At 68.5% G+C, this 19573-nt stretch carries 20 protein-coding genes; 5 read left to right on the top strand and 15 right to left on the bottom strand.

Translation table 11 applies throughout. The features are described 5' to 3' along the window. Window positions 1-201: 201 nt before the first annotated feature. The 11 genes from ACYP33_RS31055 to ACYP33_RS31005 all read right to left on the bottom strand — a co-directional run bounded on the left by ACYP33_RS31055 (window position 202) and on the right by ACYP33_RS31005 (window position 12754). Complete coding sequence (locus ACYP33_RS31055; RefSeq protein WP_459625052.1) at window positions 202-957, bottom strand: SDR family oxidoreductase; 756 nt, start codon at window positions 955-957, stop codon at window positions 202-204. A gap of 123 nt (window positions 958-1080) precedes the next feature. Next, entirely contained in the window at window positions 1081-2019 is a 939-nt protein-coding gene (locus tag ACYP33_RS31050) for a LysR family transcriptional regulator (RefSeq protein ID WP_459625051.1), read from the bottom strand. Between the two features lie 5 nt (window positions 2020-2024). Further along, window positions 2025-2429, bottom strand: coding sequence for an ester cyclase (locus ACYP33_RS31045; RefSeq protein ID WP_414441909.1), 405 nt, complete (start codon window positions 2427-2429; stop codon window positions 2025-2027). A 123-nt stretch (window positions 2430-2552) separates the two neighbouring features. Continuing rightward, window positions 2553-5384 carry an EAL domain-containing protein gene (locus ACYP33_RS31040; protein ID WP_459625050.1) on the bottom strand — a complete coding sequence of 944 codons (2832 nt, stop codon included), beginning with the start codon at window positions 5382-5384 and terminating at the stop codon, window positions 2553-2555. A 377-nt stretch (window positions 5385-5761) separates the two neighbouring features. Continuing rightward, window positions 5762-6808 (bottom strand): ABC transporter substrate-binding protein, encoded by a 1047-nt coding sequence (locus tag ACYP33_RS31035; protein ID WP_414447651.1) that lies wholly within the window; start codon window positions 6806-6808, stop codon window positions 5762-5764. Window positions 6809-6886: 78 nt separating this feature from the next. Next, window positions 6887-8023 (bottom strand): NAD(P)/FAD-dependent oxidoreductase, encoded by a 1137-nt coding sequence (locus ACYP33_RS31030; RefSeq protein ID WP_459625049.1) that lies wholly within the window; start codon window positions 8021-8023, stop codon window positions 6887-6889. Next, the gene (locus ACYP33_RS31025) at window positions 8016-9464 is read right to left on the bottom strand and encodes an FAD/NAD(P)-dependent oxidoreductase (protein ID WP_459625205.1); all 1449 of its coding nucleotides are present in this window, start codon (window positions 9462-9464) and stop codon (window positions 8016-8018) included. The genes ACYP33_RS31030 and ACYP33_RS31025 overlap by 8 nt, the downstream gene beginning before the upstream one ends. A 38-nt stretch (window positions 9465-9502) precedes the next feature. After that, on the bottom strand, window positions 9503-9862 hold the full coding sequence (locus tag ACYP33_RS31020; RefSeq protein ID WP_459625204.1) for a (2Fe-2S)-binding protein: 360 nt from the start codon (window positions 9860-9862) through the stop codon (window positions 9503-9505). 38 nt (window positions 9863-9900) lie between these two features. Further along, the gene (locus ACYP33_RS31015; protein ID WP_414447653.1) at window positions 9901-10695 is read right to left on the bottom strand and encodes an ABC transporter permease; all 795 of its coding nucleotides are present in this window, start codon (window positions 10693-10695) and stop codon (window positions 9901-9903) included. A gap of 48 nt (window positions 10696-10743) precedes the next feature. Continuing rightward, complete coding sequence (locus tag ACYP33_RS31010; protein ID WP_414449191.1) at window positions 10744-11664, bottom strand: ABC transporter permease; 921 nt, start codon at window positions 11662-11664, stop codon at window positions 10744-10746. Window positions 11665-11668: 4 nt separating this feature from the next. Continuing rightward, window positions 11669-12754 carry an ABC transporter ATP-binding protein gene (locus ACYP33_RS31005; protein WP_459625048.1) on the bottom strand — a complete coding sequence of 362 codons (1086 nt, stop codon included), beginning with the start codon at window positions 12752-12754 and terminating at the stop codon, window positions 11669-11671. A 298-nt stretch (window positions 12755-13052) separates the two neighbouring features. On the opposite strand from ACYP33_RS31005, the gene ACYP33_RS31000 reads away from it, so the two are divergent. Further along, window positions 13053-13988 (top strand): IclR family transcriptional regulator, encoded by a 936-nt coding sequence (locus ACYP33_RS31000; protein WP_459625047.1) that lies wholly within the window; start codon window positions 13053-13055, stop codon window positions 13986-13988. A gap of 33 nt (window positions 13989-14021) precedes the next feature. Here ACYP33_RS31000 and ACYP33_RS30995 read toward each other — a convergent pair whose 3' ends face one another. Then, window positions 14022-15167, bottom strand: coding sequence for an acyltransferase family protein (locus ACYP33_RS30995; protein ID WP_459625046.1), 1146 nt, complete (start codon window positions 15165-15167; stop codon window positions 14022-14024). Window positions 15168-15376: 209 nt separating this feature from the next. Here ACYP33_RS30995 and ACYP33_RS30990 point away from each other — a divergent pair, with 209 nt between their 5' ends. Then, window positions 15377-16006 carry an HAD hydrolase-like protein gene (locus ACYP33_RS30990; RefSeq protein ID WP_459625045.1) on the top strand — a complete coding sequence of 210 codons (630 nt, stop codon included), beginning with the start codon at window positions 15377-15379 and terminating at the stop codon, window positions 16004-16006. Window positions 16007-16015: 9 nt separating this feature from the next. Then, on the top strand, window positions 16016-16147 hold the full coding sequence (locus ACYP33_RS30985; RefSeq protein WP_459625044.1) for a hypothetical protein: 132 nt from the start codon (window positions 16016-16018) through the stop codon (window positions 16145-16147). Window positions 16148-16181: 34 nt separating this feature from the next. On the opposite strand, the gene ACYP33_RS30980 is transcribed toward ACYP33_RS30985, so the two are convergent. After that, window positions 16182-17147: a GlxA family transcriptional regulator gene (locus ACYP33_RS30980; protein WP_459625043.1), complete on the bottom strand. Its 966-nt coding sequence runs from the start codon at window positions 17145-17147 to the stop codon at window positions 16182-16184. Between the two features lie 118 nt (window positions 17148-17265). On the opposite strand from ACYP33_RS30980, the gene ACYP33_RS30975 reads away from it, so the two are divergent. Continuing rightward, window positions 17266-17439, top strand: a complete 174-nt coding sequence (locus tag ACYP33_RS30975) for a hypothetical protein (protein ID WP_459625042.1) — start codon at window positions 17266-17268, stop codon at window positions 17437-17439. Between the two features lie 78 nt (window positions 17440-17517). Next, window positions 17518-18006, top strand: a complete 489-nt coding sequence (locus tag ACYP33_RS30970) for a hypothetical protein (RefSeq protein ID WP_414441897.1) — start codon at window positions 17518-17520, stop codon at window positions 18004-18006. A 121-nt stretch (window positions 18007-18127) separates the two neighbouring features. On the opposite strand, the gene ACYP33_RS30965 is transcribed toward ACYP33_RS30970, so the two are convergent. Both ACYP33_RS30965 and ACYP33_RS30960 read right to left on the bottom strand, forming a co-directional pair. Continuing rightward, window positions 18128-18457, bottom strand: a complete 330-nt coding sequence (locus tag ACYP33_RS30965) for a VF_A0006 family four-cysteine protein (RefSeq protein ID WP_414441896.1) — start codon at window positions 18455-18457, stop codon at window positions 18128-18130. Window positions 18458-18588: 131 nt separating this feature from the next. Next, window positions 18589-19573, bottom strand: a 985-nt coding sequence (locus ACYP33_RS30960) for an aldo/keto reductase (protein ID WP_459625041.1), incomplete at its 5' end; no start/stop codon positions are given.

Below are 19573 nucleotides of genomic sequence, written 5' to 3'. Positions count from 1 at the left end.
CGCCCGAGCCAGTCGAGAAACGTCCGATCGTGCCCGTAGGCGACGTGCACGCGCATGCCGGGCGTGGGCGTATCAGGGCGCCCAGCCGCGGGCAGATCGCGCGGCGGCGCCTGAAATTCCCGCTCAACGCGCGTTCGGGCTTCGGGCGGATCGGCCAAAGGTGGTGTATCGCGGCAGCCCTTCCACCTCCCCGTTCCCCCCTCAGATCGCCTGCCCGCCCGACACCTCGATGCGCTGCGCCGTCAGCCAGCGGTTGCCCTCGCCGAGCAGGCTCGCGATCATCGGGCCGATGTCGTCGGCCACGCCCACCCGGCCCATCGCCGTCATGCTCGCGAAGAAGCGGTTGAATTCGGGCGTATCGCGCACCGCGCCGCCGAAGAAGTCCGTCTCGATCGCGCCGGGCGCGACCACGTTGACGGCGATGCCGCGCGAACCGAGTTCCTTGGCCAGATAGACGGTCAGCACTTCCACCGCGCCCTTCACGGCCGCGTAGGCGGCCCAGCCCTCGGCACTCACCCGCGTCAGCCCGCTCGACAGGTTGACGATGCGGCCGCCGTCCGCGAGCAGCGGCAGCAACGCCTGCGTCAGGAAGAACACGCCCTTGAAATGCACGTCGACGAGCCGGTCGAACTGCGCTTCGGTGGTGTCCGCGATCGGCGCGAAATCGCCGTGGCCCGCGTTGTTGACGAGATGGTCGAACGTGGTGCGCTGCCAGGTGGCCTGAAGCGCGCCACGCAGGCGCTGCACGAAATCGGCGAAGCCGGACACGCGGCCGGTGTCGAGCTGCAGCGCCACCGCCTTGCGGCCGAGCGCCTCGACCTCGGCGACGACGGCATCGGCGGCCTCGCGGCTGCCCAGGTAGGTCAGCACCACGTCGCCGCCCTGGCGCGCGATATGGAGCGCGGAGTTGCGGCCGAGGCCGCGGCTGGCGCCGGTAACGAGAGAAAGCGTGGTCATGTCGGGCTCCTGTTTCGGTTGAACGTGGAGCCATTGTGTCGATGCGGCACGCCGCGCAGTAGTCACGAACCGGGTGTTTGATTCACAACCGTCGGTTGGCAAATGGACGCCAGCCGGTCAGCGTCAGCGCGCCATCGCCTTCAGCGCGGCGGGCGGCACATGGAACTGCGTCGTGCCGTGCAGCCGTTCGACCGAGAAATCGATGAAGCGGCGCACGCGGCGCGGCATGTTGTTGCGCTGCGCGTAGAACAGGTAGAGGCCCATGCGCTCGCTGGTGGAGCCGGGCAGCAGCGGCACCAGCTCGCCCGCGCGCAGCGGCGCGGCGGCATTGATGCTGTCGATCTGGCCGATCCCGATGCTGGCCAGCACCGCGTGCATTTCCGCCTCCGGGTCGCTGCAGCACACGGCGTACGAGAGGCTGCGGAATTCCGTCTCGCCCTTCACGCGAAATTCCCACGGCGTGGGCTGTCCCGCGCCGGGCTGGCGATAGCCGATCAGCGGATGCGCGGCGAGATCGTCGATCCGGCGCGGTGCGGCATGCGCGGCCAGGTAGGCCGGCGTGGCGCACACCAGCAACTGGATCGGAAACAGCCGGCGCGATACGACCTGCGCCACCGGTGCATTGCCGGCCCGGAACCCGACGTCGATGCGCTCGTCCACCGCGTCCGTATAGCGGTCTTCCAGCACCAGCTCGAACTGGACCTCCGGGTACATCGCGCGAAACTCGGCGATCACCGGCATCAGCACCTTGCGCGCCACCGCGCCGCCCGCGCTGACGCGCACCCGCCCTTGATCCTGATGGGCCGCGCCACGCGCCTCGTTGATCGCGCTGCGAATGCCGTCGAGGTTGCCGCGCACCGCGTCGAGCAGCCGCGTGCCCTCGTCGGTCAGCGCGTTCTTGCGCGTGGTGCGATGGAACAGGCGCACGCCGAGATGCGCCTCCAACTGACGGATCGCCTTGCTGACGGCCTGCGGCGTGCTGCCCTGCGCCTGCGCGGCGCGATGGAAGCTGCCGAGTTCGGCCGCACGGATGAAGGTGGCGATGGCGCGCAGTTCGTCCACGTCGGCTACCGCCCCGCCTGGCACTGCGCCTCGACGGCCGCGCGATCGAGCAGCGACCACACCTCGGCGATCTTGCCGTCGCGGAACCGGTAGAACACGTTTTCGGTAAACACGATGCGCCGGCCGTTGACCGGCACGCCGAGGAAATCGCCCTGCGGCGTGCAGTCGAAGCGCAGGCGGCTGGCCACCATCGGCGGCTCGGCCACCAGCAGGTCGATCTCGAAGCGCAGATCGGGGATCTGGAGCACGTCGCGTTCCAGCATCCGGCGGTAACCGGCCAGGCCGAACGGCTGGCCGTTGTGGGTGGCGTCGTCGGCCACGAATTCGCCGAGCGCCGGCCAGTCGCGGCGGTTCAGGCAATCGAGGTAACGGCGGTAGAGGCTGCCGAGGTCGGCTGCGGTGGGATTCACGGGCGAACTCCTTGTTCCGGTGGGCAGGTTCCGGGCCGCAGCCGCGCCGCTCAGGGGCGAACGCCGAGCGGTTGCCGGGGCCGCCGCGTCAACCTCGGCACACCCCGGCCCCGCCCGCGCGGCTCAGGCCACCGCTGCCTTGTACCACGGCAACTGCTCGACCGGCATCGGCCGCGCGAACAGGAAGCCCTGGAATTCGCTGCACCGTTCGGCCAGCAGCGCGAGCCGCTGCTCGTCGGTTTCCACGCCCTCGGCGATCACCGGGATGTCGAGACGCTGGCACAGCCCCGCGATCGCGCTGACGATCGCCGTGGATTTGCGCTTCTTGCCGATGTTCTGCACGAAGCTGCGGTCGATCTTGATGCGCGAGAACGGAAAATCCTGCAGCAGGCTCAACGACGAATAGCCGGTGCCGAAATCGTCCATCGCGATGCCCACGCCCATCGAGCGGATCGTGCCGAGCACCGCGCGCGAACGCGCCGACGATTCGAGCAGCGCGGTTTCGGTGATTTCCAGCTCGAGCCGGCGCGGCGGCAGCCGGCTGACCTTCAACGCATAGATCACCGTGTTGAGGAAATCCGGATGCACGACCTGCGCGGGCGACACATTCACGCTGATGCGGATTTCGTCGGGCCAGCTCATCGCGTCGCGGCACGACTGCACCAGCACCCACGCGCCGAGCGCCGGCATGTGGCCGCGCTCCTCGGCCAGCGGGATGAACGCGGCCGGCGTGATCGGGCCGCGCACCGGGTGGGTCCAGCGCAGCAGCGCCTCGGCGGCGGTGGTACGCCCGGTGACGGCATCCACGATCGGCTGGTAGTGCAGCCGAAGCTGGTTGCCGGCCATCGCACGGCGCAAGTCCACTTCGAGTTCGTTGCGCTCGCGGATCGGGCCGTGCATCTCGTCGCGGTACACGCGGTAGCCGTTGCGGCCGCCCTGCTTGGCCGCGTACAGCGCGATATCGGCGCATTGCAGCGCGACTTCCGCGCTGGCCAAGCCGCACGGCAGCGCCGCGATGCCGATGCTCACGCCGATCGACACTTCCGCGCCGCGAATCACGAACGAATCGGCCAGCGTGCGGATGCACCGCTCGGCCAGCGCGATCGCCTCGTCCAGCCCGCGGCTGCGGCTTTGCAGGATCGTGAATTCGTCGCCGCCGAGCCGGGCCAGTTGGTCCGATTCGCGCAGGCTCGCGCTGAGGCGGGCCGCCACGGCCTGCAACAGTTCGTCGCCGGCCTGGTGGCCGAGCGTGTCGTTGACGGCCTTGAAGCGGTCCAGATCGAGATACAGCAGCGAGAACTGGTGCCCCGGCTGCGCCCGCTCCAGCATCCGGTGCAGGCGCTCCTGGAACGCCAGCCGGTTCGGCAGCCCGGTCAGCGGATCGTGGTGCGCCAGATGGTGGATCTGCGCCTCGGCATGGCGGCGCTCGGTGACGTCCTCGAACGTGGTGACCCAGCCGCCGTGCGACAACTGGCGCGTCACGACCGACACGTAGCGGTCGAGAAACCCCACCACCAGCGATTTTTCCTCCGTATGCCCCGACATCACGGCCTGGCGGAACTGCGCGGCCATGCTCGCGCGCGCGCGCCCGGCGAACCGCACCGGCCGGCCCAGCAGACGCAGCAGCCGGCTCGGCTCGATGCCGGACGGCAGTGTTTCGGACAGGTCGAACAGATGGGAAAACTGGCGGTTGCTCAACACCAGCCGGCCGTTGCGATCGAACAGGCACAGGCCCTGGAGCATGTTGTCGAGCGCGAGATCGAGGTTGCGCGTGGTCGCTTCGAGCGCCAGCGCGGCCTGACGCTGCTCGGTGCAGTCGCGGGTGATCTTGGAATAGCCGTACAGCTCGCCGTCGTCGTCGTAGATCGGATGGATCACGACGTGCGCCCAGAAACGCTGGCCGTCCTTGCGCATGCGCCAGGCCTGCGCCTCGAACTTGCCGGTTTCGCGGGCCGTCTGCAGGCCGCGCGCGGGCAGCCCCGCCTTGCGGTCTTCCTCGGTGAAGAACACCGAGAAATGCCGCCCGATGATTTCCGACGCCGTGTAGCCCTTGGCCCGCTGCGCGCCCGCGTTCCAGTTCGAGACGATGCCGTCGACGTTGAGCATGTAGATGGCGTAATCGGTCACGCCTTCCACCAGCAGCCGGAAGCGGCGCTCCTGGTCGATGGTCTGCTGCTGGAGCCGGCGCGCCTCGGTGCGGTCGCGCGTGACTTTGGCGAAACCGAACAGCTCGCCCACGTCGTCGAAGATCGGATCGATCACCACGTGCGCCCAGAAGCGCTCGCCGTTCTTGCGCACGCGCCAGCCTTCGGTTTCGAAGCGCCCCTCGCGCAGCGCGGTGTCGAGCGCGCGCGCCGGCGCGCCGGCTTCCCGATCCTCGTCGGTGTAGAAGCGGCTGAAGTGCTGCCCGACGATCTCGTCGGCCGAGTAGCCCTTGGCGGCCTGCGCCCCGGCGTTCCAGTTCGACACGATGCCGTTCACGTCGAGCATGTAGATCGCGTAATCGGTCACGCTCTGCACCAGGAACCGGAAGCTCTGCTCGCGCTGGCGCGACTGGGTCTCGACCATGCGCCGCTCGGTGCAGTCGCGCGTGATCTTGGCGAACCCGAAAATCTCGCCGTCTTCGTTGCGCAACGCGTCGATCACCACATGCGCCCAGAAAATCGTGCCGTCCTTGCGCACCCGCCAGCCGTGATCCTCGAAACGCCCTTCGTTGCGTGCAATCTGCAGATTGAATTCCGCGAGGCTGCGCGCGCGGTCGGAACGGGTATAGAAACAGGAAAAATGGCGCCCGACGATCTCGTGCTCCAGATAGCCCTTGGCGCGTTGTGCGCCCGCATTCCAGGTGGTCACATAGCCATCGATGTCGAGCATGTAAATTGCATAATCGGCGATGCTCCGGATCATGCGCTCGTAGACCTTGCCTTCAGGCCGGACAAAATGACTCGTGCTCATGCATTCATATCTGAGAGAAGCGACTGCGTCTCGCGCGGAAACCGCAACGGCGTTCCGGCGCGTCGCTAGTCGACAAACCACTACCCTTTAACGGCAACGATCCGCGTTCCCTTGAGCGCCACCGAGGCACGCGAACGGGGCGCGAGCGCACCCGATTCCACGTGACGGAACGTTCGAGCCGTCGCGGATCGGGGGTCAGTTTGCCAGACGAAACGCTGGCGCGCACGGTGCACCATAGGATCATTTGGGGTTGCGACGCGCTCAGGCGCTTCCGGAGCGGAACCGGGCCATTTATTTCGACATGTTGTCAGGCCCGCACGCACGTGAATGAGAATCGCTCCGGTGCGCCACAACGGGGTAGCGCCACCTCTCCCGGCTTACTGCTCGATCTGGCGATTCCAGCGCGCATCCCATTGCGCGCGGCGGGCGTTGATCGCATCCCAATCCACCACCGTGACCTTCTTCACGAGCTGGTCGAGATCGCCGAGGTTCTTCTGCATGTCGGCCGGCATGGTCGCCTGGCGGTTGGTCGGGATCTGCTTGCCGGCCACCGCGGCCTGGGTTTGCGCCGGCGCGGACAGCAGGAACTGCGCGAGCTTCTGCGCGAGCGCCGGATCGGGGTTGTTCTTGACCACGCACAGATCCACCAGCAGCAGCACCGCGCCTTCCTTCGGCGCGGCGTAGGCCACCGGCAGCCCCTTGTCCTTCAGGTCACCCACGCCGGTGGGCGTCAGCGGGAAGATCGCCGCGTCGCCGGTCTGGATCATCTCCGAGAGCTTGGCCGAGTTCGGGATGTATTCGACGACGTTCGGCCCCACCGTGGTGGCCCACTTCGAGAAGCCCGGCTCGACATTGGTTTCGCTGCCGCCGAGGATCCGGTTGATCGCCAGGAAGCCGTGCAGCCCGAACGTGCTGCTGGAGGCGGACTGGAACACCACCTTGCCCTTGTACTTCGGATCGGCGAAATCCATCCACGAGGTCGGGGGCGCCCAGCCCTTGGCGCTGAACACCTTGGTGTTGTAGCCGATGCCGGTCATGCCGAGCTGCACGCCCGCGCCGATGTCGCCCTTCATGCGCGCGAACGGATACAGTTCCTTGAGCACCGGCGCGTCGTCGAGCTTCTGGCATACGCCGAGGCTCACGGCGCGCGCCATCACGCCGTCGTCGAGGAACACCACGTGCATCTGCGGGTGATCGCGGTTCGCCAGCAGCTTGGCCAGCACGTCCGACGAGGTGCCGGGCACCACCACCACGTGCACGTTGTTGGCCTTCTCGAAATCGGGCAGCACCTGGCCCGTGTAGGCCTTCTCCATCGGGCCGCCGTTCATGCCGATGTAGATCGTCTTGGTCTGGGCGAAGGCGGGCGAAGCCAGGCCGATGGCGAACAGCGCCGCGAGCGACGCGAATGTGCGTGACAGTTTCATCGTGGTTCTTCCTTGGAGCTTGCGTGGGGTGTCGGACTGGGAACGGAAACGGTACGGCGGGTGCATGCGAGCCTCGCCTCAGGCGGCCGCGAACGCGTCGCGGCTGTCGCCGGCCGCGAAGCGTGCGATGGAAAACGCGTCGATCGGCGTGTCGGTCGCGCCGCGCAGCACGAGGTCGGCCAGCACCTCGCCCACGCCGGGCGCGAGCAGGAAGCCGCCGCCGGAAAAGCCGAAGGCGTGCAACAGGCGCGGCGTGGTGCCGCTCGGGCCGATCACGGGATGATTGTCGGGCGTCTCGCCCTCGACGCCGCTCCAGGTGCGGATCAGGAGCGCGTCGCGCAGGGCCGGCAGCAGCGCGCAGGCGTCGCGCATCACGGCGCGCGTGGTGTCGCTGGACGGGCGTGCGTATTCGCCGTCGCCCTGGCCGCGCCCGCCGCCGATCACGCAGTTGCCACGCTCCACTTGCCGTGCGTAGATGCCGCCGCCCACCACGCCGAGGTTGTGCTCGACGAACCTCGGCAGCGGCTCGGTGACCCACATGTTGGGATAGATCGAGCGCAGCGGCACGGCCTCGCCGAAGCGGCCGGCCACGGTATTGCCCCACGCGCCGGCCGAATTGATCAGCCAGTCGGCACTGAACGCCTGCTCGCCCGCGCGCATCGTGAAGCGGCGGCCGTCGAACGCGATGTCGGTCAGTTCGGTCTGCTCGAACACCTGCGCCCCGGCGCGGCGCGCGGCGGCCGCGAACGCGGGCGACACGAGCCGCGGGTTGGCCTGGCCGTCGGTGGCGCACAACGCGCCGCCGATCGCGGCCGGGCCGAGCCACGGATAGCGGCGGCGGAACGCCGGCCCGGACATCACCACCGACTGCGCGCCGTGGCTGCGCGCCATCGCGGCCCAGGCCTCGAGCACGTCGAGATCGGCCTCGCGCCGCGCCAGCCGCAAATGGCCCGACACGACGAATTCGCCGTCGCTGCCGATCAGCGCCGGCAGGCGATCCCAGATCTTGCGCGCGCGCATCGCCAGCGGCAGTTGCGCCTCGGGACGGCCGTGCGTGCGCACGCCGCCGTAATTGACGCCGCTCGCCTGCGCGCCGCAATAGCGCCGCTCGAACAGCGCCACGCTCGCCCCTTGGCTGGCCAGCGCCAGCGCGGCCGACGCGCCCACCAGCCCGCCGCCGACGATCGCCACCTGCACATGACGCACGTCACTCATCGTGGGCCTCCGCTTCGTGCATCGGTACCGCGTCGTCGAACAGCATCGGCGAGATCGGAATCGGCTTGATCGGCGCCTGGCCGCGCGGCCGGCCCACTTCGTGGAGCGGCCGGCCGGTTTCGGCGGCCAGCAGCGCCATCGCCGATTCGCCGCACATGCGGCCCTGGCAGCGGCCCATGCCGATCCGCGTCAGGGCTTTCAGCCGATTCACCTCGGTGGCCAGCCCCGAGCGGATGCACGCGCGCAGCGTGCCGGCCGTCACCGCTTCGCAGCGGCACACCAGCAGATCGTCGGGCCAGCCGGCCGCGGCTTCGGGCGGCGGCGGCGCGAAGGCCTGTTCGAGCCCGGCGCGAAACACGCGGATGCGCGCCAGTTGCGCGTCGATGGCCGCGGCGCCGGGGCCGTCGAGGCTGCGCGGCAGGCCCGCGCCCAGGTCCTCCAGCAAGGCCAGCGCGGCGCGCCGGCCGGCCAGCTCGGCCGCATCCGCGCCGGCGATGCCCGCGCCGTCGCCGGCCAGATACACGCCCGGCACCGAGCTGCGGCCCGCCACGTCCTTTTCCGGCAGCCAGCAGCGGTTCACCGTGTCGAACGTGAAATTGCAGCCGGCCAGGTCGGCCAGTTGCGTCTCGGGACGCAGCCCGAAGCCCAGGCCCACGGCATCGCAATCGAGCCGATGCACCGCGCCGCCGGCCGAGCGCCAGCGGATCGCGGCGACACCATCCTGGTCGGCATCGCTGCCGATGCCGTCGATGCCGTCGAGCGTCACGCCGCGTTCCACGCGCACGCCATGCGCGCGCAGCCAGCCCAGATAGAACATGCCCTTGGCGAACGTGCCGGGCTGGCGCAGCAGCTTCGGCGCGGCGGCGGCCTGCCGCGAAAGCGGGTTGATGTCGAGCACGGCCGCCACCTCGGCGCCGGCCCGTGCGTATTGATAGGCCACCAGATACAGCAGCGGCCCGGTGCCCGCGAGCACGGTGCGCCGGCCGATCGCGCAGCCCTGCGATTTCAGCGCGACCTGCGCGCCGCCGAGCGTGTAGACGCCCGGGCGGGTCCAGCCCGGCACCGGCGAGATGCGGTCGGTCGCGCCGCTGGCGATGATCAGGTGGGTCCAGCGCAGGCGCGCCTCGCGGCCCGCGCGCATCATGTCGAGCACACCCGGCTCGCATGACCAGACCAGCGCGTCGGGCCGGTAATCGATCTGCGGCAGCAGCGCCGCCATGCAACGGTGCAGCGCGTCGGCCTTGCCGGCCTCGAAGCCGTACAGCGTGGATTTCGTGCGCGTGAAGCCTGCGTCGGCCGGCGGTTGCCGATAGATCTGGCCGCCCCAGCGCGCGTTTTCGTCGATCACCACCGGGCGGATGCCGGCCGCCGCCAGCACCTCGGCCGCGCGAATCCCGGCCGGCCCCGCGCCCACGATCACCACGCGCGGTTCGTTCGTCATCGCACCCGCGTCCGGTTCGTCGAGCCAACTGTTGGGGCTCATGCCGCGCTCCCGTGCGCCGCGTCGGCCGTCTCGCCGCCGCCGATGGCCGTCGCGGCGCGCGTCACGATCCGCATCCCGGCGCGCAGCGGCGTGGAGCACGCGCGCAGCCGTGCCCCGCTCTCCTCGCGCACCCAGCAATCCTGGCACGCGCCGATCAGGCAGAAGCCGGCGCGCGGCCCGTCGCCGAATTCGCTGACGCGCAGGCGGCGCTGCTGCGTGAGGATTGCGGTCAGCACGGTATCGCCGGCCAGCGCCGCGACGGGCGCGCCGTCGAGCACGAACGGCATGGGCGCCCGGGTGGTTTCGGCCACGCGCACGAGTTGCGGCGTGGAAGGCGGCGTCGGGCGGTCGGTCATCGTAGAGGGTGCGAGGCGCGTGGAACGGGTGTGCATGCTCAGTGCTGTCCGATCAGGATCCGGTTCAGGCCATAGACGCGATCGAGGATCAGCATCGCGCCGGCCGTGATGGCGATCACCAGCGTCGACACCGACGCCATCATCGGATCGATCGATTCGGTCGCGTACATGTACATGCGCACCGGCAGCGTGACGGTTTGCGGCGAGGTGACGAAGATCGACATCGTCAGCTCGTCGAAGCTGTTGATGAACGCGAGCAGCCAGCCGCCCGTGATGCCCGGCACGATCATCGGCAGCGTGATGCGGCGGAACGTGGTCCAGGCGTTGGCGCCGAGCGAGGCCGCCGCGTGCTCGACGCTGCGATCCAGCCCGGCCACCGAGGCCAGCACCAGCCGCATCGCGAACGGCGTGACGATGATCACGTGCGCCGCCACCAACCATGCGAACGAGCCGGTCGCGCCGATCAGCGCGAAGAAGCGCAGCAGCGCGATGCCGAGCACCAGGCCCGGAATCACCAGCGGCGAGAGCAGCAGCGCGTTGAGGAATGCGCGGCCCGGAAAGCGCGAGCGGCCGATCGCGAGGCCCGCCGGCAAGGCGATCGCCAGCGAGATCGTGGCCGAGGCCACCGCCAGCTTCAGGCTGTTGCCGAACGCCGCGATGAAGTCCGGGTAGTCGAGGATCGCGCGGAACCAGCGCAGCGACAGGCCGTGGGTGGGCAGCGTCAGCGTCTCGTCGGGCGTGAACGCCACCAGCACCACGATCGCGAGCGGCGCGAGCATGAACAGGATCACGAGCGTGTGGAACGCGAGAGCGAGCGGGCCGTTTTTGCGCATGTCGGATGGTCGTGGAAGCGTGAGGAAGTGGGCCGGAACGGGGCGGCGTCAGCCGAGGCTGCGCGTGTAGCGCCGTTCGAGCACGCGGTAATACGTGAGCATCACGATCAGGTTCGCAACCAGCAGCAGGATCGCGATGGTCGCGCCGAGCGGCCAGTTCATCGAGCTGAGGAACTGGTCGTACACCGCCGTGGCCGCCACCTTGAGCCGGCGCCCGCCAAGCAGCCCCGGAATCGCGAACGCGCTGGCCGACAGCCCGAACACCATCAGGCTGCCCGACAGCACGCCCGGCATCAGTTGCGGCAGCACGATCCGGCGCAGCACGGTGGCGGGCGACGCCATCAGCGACAGCGCCGCGTTCTCCGTCTGCGGATCGAGCCGTTGCAGGCAGGTCCACACCGGAATCACCATGAACGGCAGCATCACGTGCACCAGCGCGATGACGATCGCGAACGTGGTGTATTCGAGCTTGAACGGCCCGAGCCCGAACAGCGCGAACACCTGGTTCACCAGGCCGCCGGTATTGAGCAGCATGCTCCAGCCGAACGCACGCACCACCACCGACACCAGCAGCGGCGCGAGGATCACCAGCAGGAACAGCGAGCGCCACGGATCGCGCATGCGCGACAGGATGTAGGCCTCGGGCGTGCCGATCGCGACGCACAGCAGCGTGGTCAGCGCGGCGATGCCGAAGGTGCGCAGGAAGATGGTGTGGAAGTAGGTCTGGCCGAGCACGTCCAGGTAGTGATGCGGATCGAACGCCGGGATCGGGCCGACCGACGGATCGAAGCGGTAGAACGACAGCGCCAGCGTCATCGCGAGCGGCACCAGCACCAGCGCGACGAACAGCAGCGCGGCCGGCGCGCTCATCAGCCACATCGGCAGCCAGGCGCGCCAGCGTGCCCGGGCGGCGGGGCGCGGCGCGCCGCCGTCGCTGTCCCGTGCGTCGCCGGGCGAAACCGTGCTCAGGGCGTCATCCACGGGCGGCCTCCTGGCGAATCACGCGCACCGCCTCGCTGCGCCAGTCGATGCCCACCGCCGCGCCTTCCGCAAGCGGCTCGCCGCCTTCGTTCTGGCAGCAGGCCAGCATTTCGCCGGCATCGCTGTCGAGCCGGTACAGCCACTGGCTGCCCAGAAAGAAGCGGCTCGTCACGCGGCCGGCCAGCCGGCCGGTGCCCGGCGCGCCGAGCGACAGCTTTTCGGGGCGGATGCACAGCGTGACCGCATCGCCGGCACGCATCGCAACGGCATCGGCCTGCGCGGTCGCGCCGGTTTCCTGCAAGCGGCTGCCGAGATCGACGCGGATCTGGCCGCCCTCCTGCGCCAGCACCGTGCCGTTCAGCAGGTTGGTCTTGCCGATGAACTGCGAGACGAACGCGTTGCCCGGATGCTCGTAGGCGCGATACGGCGTATCGACCTGGGTGATGCGCCCCGCTTCCATCACCACCACGCGGTCGCTGATCGACAACGCTTCCGACTGATCGTGCGTGACCATCACCGTGGTGGTGCCGAGCTTGCGCTGGATCTCGCGCAACTCGAACTGCATGTCCTCGCGCAGCTTGGCGTCGAGGTTCGACATCGGCTCGTCGAGCAGCAGCACCGGCGGCGCGATCACCACCGCGCGGGCGATCGCCACGCGCTGGCGCTGGCCGCCCGACAGCTCGCGCGGAAAGCGCTGCGCATACTTGTCGAGCCGCACCAGCGCGAGCGCCTCACGCACCCGCTCGGCGCGCTCCGTCTTGCCCACGCCGCGCATCTCCAGCCCGAAGCCCACGTTCTGCTCCACGCTCATGTGCGGGAACAGCGCGTAGCTCTGGAACACGATGCCGAGGCCGCGCCGGTTCGGCGCCATGCGCGTGATGTCGCGGCCGTCGAGCGTGATGGTGCCGCGCGTGGTTTCGATGAAGCCCGCGATCATCTGCAGCGTGGTGGTCTTGCCGCAGCCCGACGGGCCGAGCAGCGAGACGAACTCGCCCTTCTCGACCGACAGGCTGATGCCGGCGACGGCGTGCAGCTCGCCGAACGATTTCGAAACATCCGTCAACGTGAGGAACGACATGATCTGGCCCTTCGGTGCATCGGCACCGCCTGAAGCGATTGCATTCGATGCCGCCGACTCTATCCGGCCAATTTTTTCGACGTCAACGCAGAATTCCGGACACCGACATTAATTTTCGACTTATTCCATTGAATAGAATATTTACCGTTTGATTGACGCACGATGTTTCGCTGAACGGGTTCAGGGACATCCCGGATGGTCACCACCGATGCGCGCCGGGCCGCGACGCGGTAGAGTCGGTGCCGCGCCCGGCATGGTTCGGGCAGGATTCCGAAGAGTGGAATACGGAGAGGCGAAAGTGAAAGCACGGAAGCAGGAAAACGGAACGGGGAACGACACGGCAGGGAGCGATGCCACGGAAGCCAGCGGCACGGCCCGCGCGCCGGCCGATGCGCCCGGCGAGAATTCGTGCGGCCCCGGCGTGCTGCAACGCGCGTTCGCGTTGATCCGCGCGCTCGGCGCACACCAGGTCGAGGGCAGCCGCGTCACCACGCTGGCGCGCAGCGTGGGGCTCACGCAGGCCACCGTCCACCGGCTGCTGCAAGGGCTGATCGCCGAACAGGTGGTCGAGCAGGACGAGCGCACCAAGCGCTACCGGCTCAGTGTGGTGTTCTTCGCGATGGCCGCGCAGGCCGGCAACCCGAACGGCATGCGCACGCTGTGCCGCCCGGCCCTGCTGCGGCTGTGCGCGAGCCTCGGCGACACGATCTTCCTGCTAGTCAAGAGCAGCTTCGATGCGGTGTGTCTCGACATCTGCGAAGGGCCGTTCCCGATCCGCTCGTTCACCGGCACGATCGGCGGGCGCGTGGCGCTCGGCGTCGGCCAGGGCAGCCTGGCGATCCTGGCGTTCCAGCCCGAGGCCGAACGCGAGGAAATCATCCGTTTCAACGTGCCGCGCATGCGCGGCTACGGCGTGCTCGACGAGGTGTACCTGCGCACCGAGATCGACCGCGTGCGCGCGCTCGGCTACGCGGGCCGCAACAGCGGCGTGCTGGAGGACATGGCCGGGGTGGCCGTGCCGATCTTCGACCAGAACCGGGTGGCGGTGGGCGCACTCAGCGTCGGCACGCTGTCCACGCGGCTGACCGACGAACGGCTGCCGACCGTCGTGCAATTGCTCAAGCGCCAGGCCGACCTGCTCGGGCCGCAGATGAACCCGTTCGACGCGGCGATGCGCGACCCGATCCAGGGGCTCACACAGGTGTATTCGACGCGCGCGGCCAATGCGGTGTGAACGGCGGCGGTGTGAACAACGCCGCTCGTCAGTTCAATCGCCCGATTTCGGCAAGCTCGCGCGCGCGCCGCGCAGCCGCGCGTTCAGCGGCTCCGAGAACCGTCGAAACACCAGTTGCGCCACCACGCTCGCCACCGCCACGTAGAGCAGCAGCCACACCGGCTTCCAGGCCGTGACTATGTTCGCGCGCGTCAGCGTCTCGCGCAGCACGCCGAGCACGACGATATGGAACAGATACAGCTCGTAGCTGCGCACGCCGAAGAAACGGATGAAGTTCGACACGCCGCCGTGCTCGTCGCCATAGATGCCCGAGGCCGGCGCGCTGGCGCTCACCACGCGGTTCGCCATGCCGTACAGCAACGCGCCGGTGCCGAGCGCGATCACCGACACGCCCCACACCACCTGCCGCATGATCGGCCCCGACAGCCAGGTGGCCGCCATGACGAGCGCCGCGCCCCACGCGAGCCGGCCAAACGCGCTCGCCGACAGCGGCCGCGCCGGCAACAGGGCCACCCCGCAACCGATCGCGATCGCATCGAAGCACGACAGATAGCCATACAACGCGACGATCTCGTCGCCGGCATGCAGCCAGCGCCACACCGGCCCGACGAGCATCGGCACGACGAGCAACGGCAGCATGAAGCGCCGCCGGCACAGCAACACGCAAAGCAGCGGAAACGCCAGATAGAACACCTCCTCGACCGACAGCGACCAGAGGATGTTCATCGCGTAGTTGAAATAGCCGAGCTTCGCCATCAGCACGTTGTGCCAGAACGTCAGCACCGACAGCACGGCCAGCGCCATGCTTGCCGTGCCGGGTTTGTTGGTGAACGAATGCAGCCCGAGCGCGCCGAGCGTCGCCATGATCGCGAGCGCCAGCAGCAGGCACGGCAGGATGCGCGCGGCGCGGGTGCGATAGAACGCGAGCGGGCGCACCGCGCCGAGCGAGCCGAAGCGCCGCAGCGAGGTCGTGGTGATCAGATAGCCCGACACCACGAAGAACATCGTCACGCCGTAATTGCCGTTGCGCGCGACGGCGCGGATCGCGGCCGACAGCCACGGCGCGTCGAACGGCGTGACGTCGAGCCGGTACGTCAGATGGAAGTGCAGCAGCAGGACCGTCAGGATCGCGATGCCGCGCAGGAGATCGATGCCGGTGCTGCGGGAAGTCGAGGCCACTCGGTTGCCCTTGGAGATGGTGAGAGAGTCGCGTCGTGCGCCGCGCATTGTCCGTCATGCGCGGCGGGCGGGCCAGCGCGGCGCCGACGTGACGTCGAAAGTGGCGTGGAGCGACGTTGACGAAGCGCGCCGCGCACCGGAAGATACCGGCTCTCGCCGGCCGCGGCCACCCCGCCCCGGCTGTTCGCCCCGCTTTTGCCCTTCCCGCCATGACGCTTCGCCTTGCCATTTTCGACTTCGACGGCACCCTCGCCGATTCCTACCCCGTGTTCGCCGATGCACTGAGCGGCCTGGCCGAACGGCACGGCTTTCGCGCGCCCGACGCCGCCACGCTCGACCGGATGCGCGGCATGAGCGCGATGGAAGTGCTCGGCGAGCTGGCGCTGCCGTTCTGGAAAGCGCCGGCCGTCCTGAGCGATGCCCGCAAGCGGATGGCCGAACGGATCGGCGAAGTCGCGCCGGTCGCCACCGTGATCGACACGCTCGGCGCGCTGATCGACCGGCAGGTCGCGGTGGCCGTGGCCACCTCGAATTCGGTCGAGAACGTGCGCGCCGTGCTCGGCGACGCGCTGGTCGACCGTTTCGCGGCCGTCGAATGCAGTTCGTCGCTGTTCGGCAAATCGCAGCGCCTGCGCACCGTGCTCGATGCGACCGGCATCGACGCCACGCAGGCGATCTTCATCGGCGACGAAGTGCGCGACGCCGAAGCGGCCGCCGGCATCCCCGGGCTGCGCTTCGGCGCGGTGGCGTGGGGCTATACGAAGCTCGACGCGCTGCTGGCGGCCAAGCCGACGGCGGTATTTCACGCGCCGGCCGACTGGCTCGCGCTGGCTGCCTGAGTCGCGACCGTGCCCGGCATTCCGGCCGGCACCTGGCTCGACGAGGACGCTGGCTGGCGCGCGGGGTTCGCCGCGCGGTCGATCCTGAGCCTGTTGGTGTTCGGTGCCGCGCTCGGCTCGGTGCCCCGGGCCTCGATGTAAGTAGCGGCAGGCCCGTTCGGCCCCACCACCGCCCTCACAGCAAATCGGCGCGCAACTCCCGCACGCCGCGCCCGAGCCGCTGCCGCAACAACGAGCGCAGCGTCGCGCCATCCCCGTAACCGACCTCGGCCGCGATCGCCTCGAGGTCGGCGTTGCCGCCGCGAATCAGCGATTGCGCGTGCTCCACGCGCAAGTCCTGGAAATACGCGAGCGGCGACTTTCCCAGCACTTCCTGGCACCGGCGCTGCAACGAGCGCGTGCTGATCGCGAGCGCGCTCGCCGCCTCCTGCAGCGAGAAGCCGGTGCGCAGGTTCTGGCGCGACCACTGCTCGAAGCGCTGGATCAGCGGATCGGCCTGCGCGAGGTGGTTCGGGATGATGTACGCGGCCTGCGACGAGCGGATATCGGCCAGCAGATAGCGCGACACCAGCGTCGCCAGCTCGGGGCTGACCGTGCGCACCAGCCACAGCGCCAGATCGAGGTGCCCCAGCGCCGCGCCAGCCGTCGCGCCGATGTCGGTCGGCACCAGCATCCGCGATTCGTCGAGCCGCACGGCCGGATAGCGCTGCCGGAACAGCGGCGCGAGCCCCCAGTTGGTGGTGGCCTCGCGGCCGTCGAGCAGCCCCGCTTCCGCCACGATGAACGTGCCGAGGCACGAGGCCGCCAGGCGCACGCCATCGGCGTGCCACGCCAGCAGTTGCGCACGCGCATCGAGCACGTCGGGCCGCGACAGCGACTCGATCAGCTCGTCGGGCATGGTGGTGGCCAGCGCCGGCACGATCGCCCAATCGGGCTTCGGCCGATCCCCGATCGGCTGCACCGGCACCGCCAGCCCGTGGCGCGAATGCACCTTCTTGCGCACCCCCACCACGGACACATCGAAACTCGGCGTGCCGCCCATCAAGCGGGCCGACAGTTTGTTGGCGACGAGAAACGCGTCGAGCGTGACGGACAGCCCCGTATCGAACAATCCATCGAGGGCGAGCACGGCGATGCGCATGGCGTAAATACCTCCAAAGTTGGCGTTTGTGACTGTACCAGCGAAGTGCCCCGCTGCCTATACTGGCCTCCATTCCGAGCCGCACATTCCGCTGCGGCCCGCATTAGAGGACTCACCGATGACCGATCTCGTCAGCACCACCATTGCCGCGCACGGCGGCCTCGACGCCTGGCAGCGCGTCGAGCGGATTTCCGCGAACTTCCGCGCCGAAGGCATGAGCTTCAAGCAGCGCGGGCCGGTCGCGGAAGCGGACAACGACCAATCAGCAGCTCATATGCCTCATGAGCTTTGACCGCGCGGCAGAGAACCGACATATGATCCAGCCTTCATCGCTTCGTTTCGACAGCTGATTCAAGAAAAGGAAAAGAACATGACATTGACGTTTAGGCGCAAGGACGGCACCTTTCTTCAGCCGGTTGCCGACGAGGGCGCAGCAGCGACAGGTAAGGCCCGCGACGCTCTCATGCTGGACGGGGCGCTCACCATCGCTTCACCGCAAGCGGCGGCGTCACTCTACAAAGAGCAGGCAGTGGACCCGGTGGCCAACGTCGCGACAACGGCGGACGACACACCGCGCAAAGCATGGCTCGGCGGGGCTAAGAATGCATACGATCCATTCATCCTGAACTGGTCGGGCACGCTGAGTTCGCGGTATGACTGGGTCGCGCTAGGGTTCTACCGAGGCAGTGTCGGCTACGTATTTTCGGGCTCGCTCCAGAACGGCTGGCAGTGGGCCACCAAGGGTAGCCCCTACGTCACCAGCTATTCACCCTACGACATCTCGCAACGCGGCGGCGGGGCGGAGCAGGCGATTTATTTCATCTGGAGCGCCGCCTACAACATGTACATCGAGGTGTAAGCGCCGCTTGGATGGCGTGACCACTTTTCGTGGTCTCCGAGCGCTGCCGGCACGGTTTCCTGTTAGGTAAAACCAGACGGGATGTTAACCGGCCCCAAACTTGATTTCGCAACGGCGCTTCTCAATCGAAGTGCACCGAATCCGCGCTTTGCCGGCGGCACGCCGAGAGGATCGGGCCGATCGCCGCCGAGCTTTGCACCCCGGGCAGGTATTGCAGCAGGCAGCTGTGATAGGCCTGCTCGGTGGGCGTCAACATGCTCCACTGGCGGTAAAGCTGGTCGCAGGAATTGCGCAGCAGCCCGACGACGTTTCGGTTCCAGGTGGTCGACAGCGAACGCAGGATGCAGGCGTCGTAGTTGGCTTGCTCGTTGAACGCGAAGGCCGGGCTGGCGGCGGCAGCGAGCGCCGAAACCAGCACGGCGCGGACGATGGCTTGACGAAGCGGAATCATGAGCGCGGGGTGTCCCTGTTCGTGGATCGACAGGGCGCGCCGGCAAGGTGGCGCGCCTCGTCTGTTCTGAACGCCTGAGCGCCCCGCGTTATTCCCTGAACGGGGCGTTTTTTACACCGCCCCAACCCGCCTCAAACCGGCGACGGATTGCGCTCCGCGAACCCTTCCTGGTGCCAGTACGGATAAGCCGGCCGCGTGCGGCTCGCCTCATCGAGCTTCTTGACCTGCTCCGGCGTCAGATTCCAGCCCACCGCGCCCAGGTTCTGCCGCAACTGCTCCTCGTTGCGCGCCCCGATCAGCACGGTCGCCACGGTCGGGCGTTGCAGCAGCCAGTTCAGCGCGATCTGCGTGATCGTCTTGCCGGTTTCCTCGGCCACTTCGTCGAGCGCATCGATCACGCGGTACAGGTATTCGTCCGGCACCGGCGGGCCGGCGTCGGCCGTCTTGTGCAGGCGGCTGGTGGCCGGCAGCGGCTGGCCGCGACGGATCTTGCCGGTCAGGCGGCCCCAGCCGAGCGGGCTCCACACCACCGCGCCCACGCCCTGGTCGGCGCCGAGCGGCATCAGTTCCCATTCGTAATCGCGGCCGATCAGCGAGTAATACGTCTGGTTCGCCACGTAACGCGGGTAGCCGTAGCGGTCGGCCACGTCGAGCGATTTCATCAAATGCCAGCCCGAGAAGTTCGACACGCCCGTGTAGCGGATCTTGCCCGCGCGCACCAGATCGTCGAGCGTCGATAGCACTTCCTGTACCGGCGTGCGCGCGTCGAAACCGTGCAATTGGAACAGATCGATGTAATCCGTTTGAAGGCGCGTGAGCGCGGCGTCGACAGCCTTGATCAGATGGAAGCGCGACGAGCCGACGTTGTTCGGGCCGTCGTCGAAGCGGAACGTCGCCTTGGTCGAGATCAGCACCTTGTCGCGACGGCCCTTGAGCGCCTCGCCGAGAATCGATTCGGATACGCCTTTCGAATAGATGTCGGCGCTGTCGAACATGGTGAGGCCGGCGTCGAGGCAGATGTCCACGAGCTTGCGGGCTTCGGCCACGTCGGTCGCGCCCCATGCCTCGAAGAATTCGCCGGAGCCGCCGAACGTGCCGGTGCCGAAGCTCAGTACC

Source organism: Burkholderia sp. 3C (genome assembly GCF_054589155.1).
The sequence above is the reverse complement of the archived record's forward strand: the minus strand, read 5'-3'. Positions and strand labels throughout refer to the sequence as shown.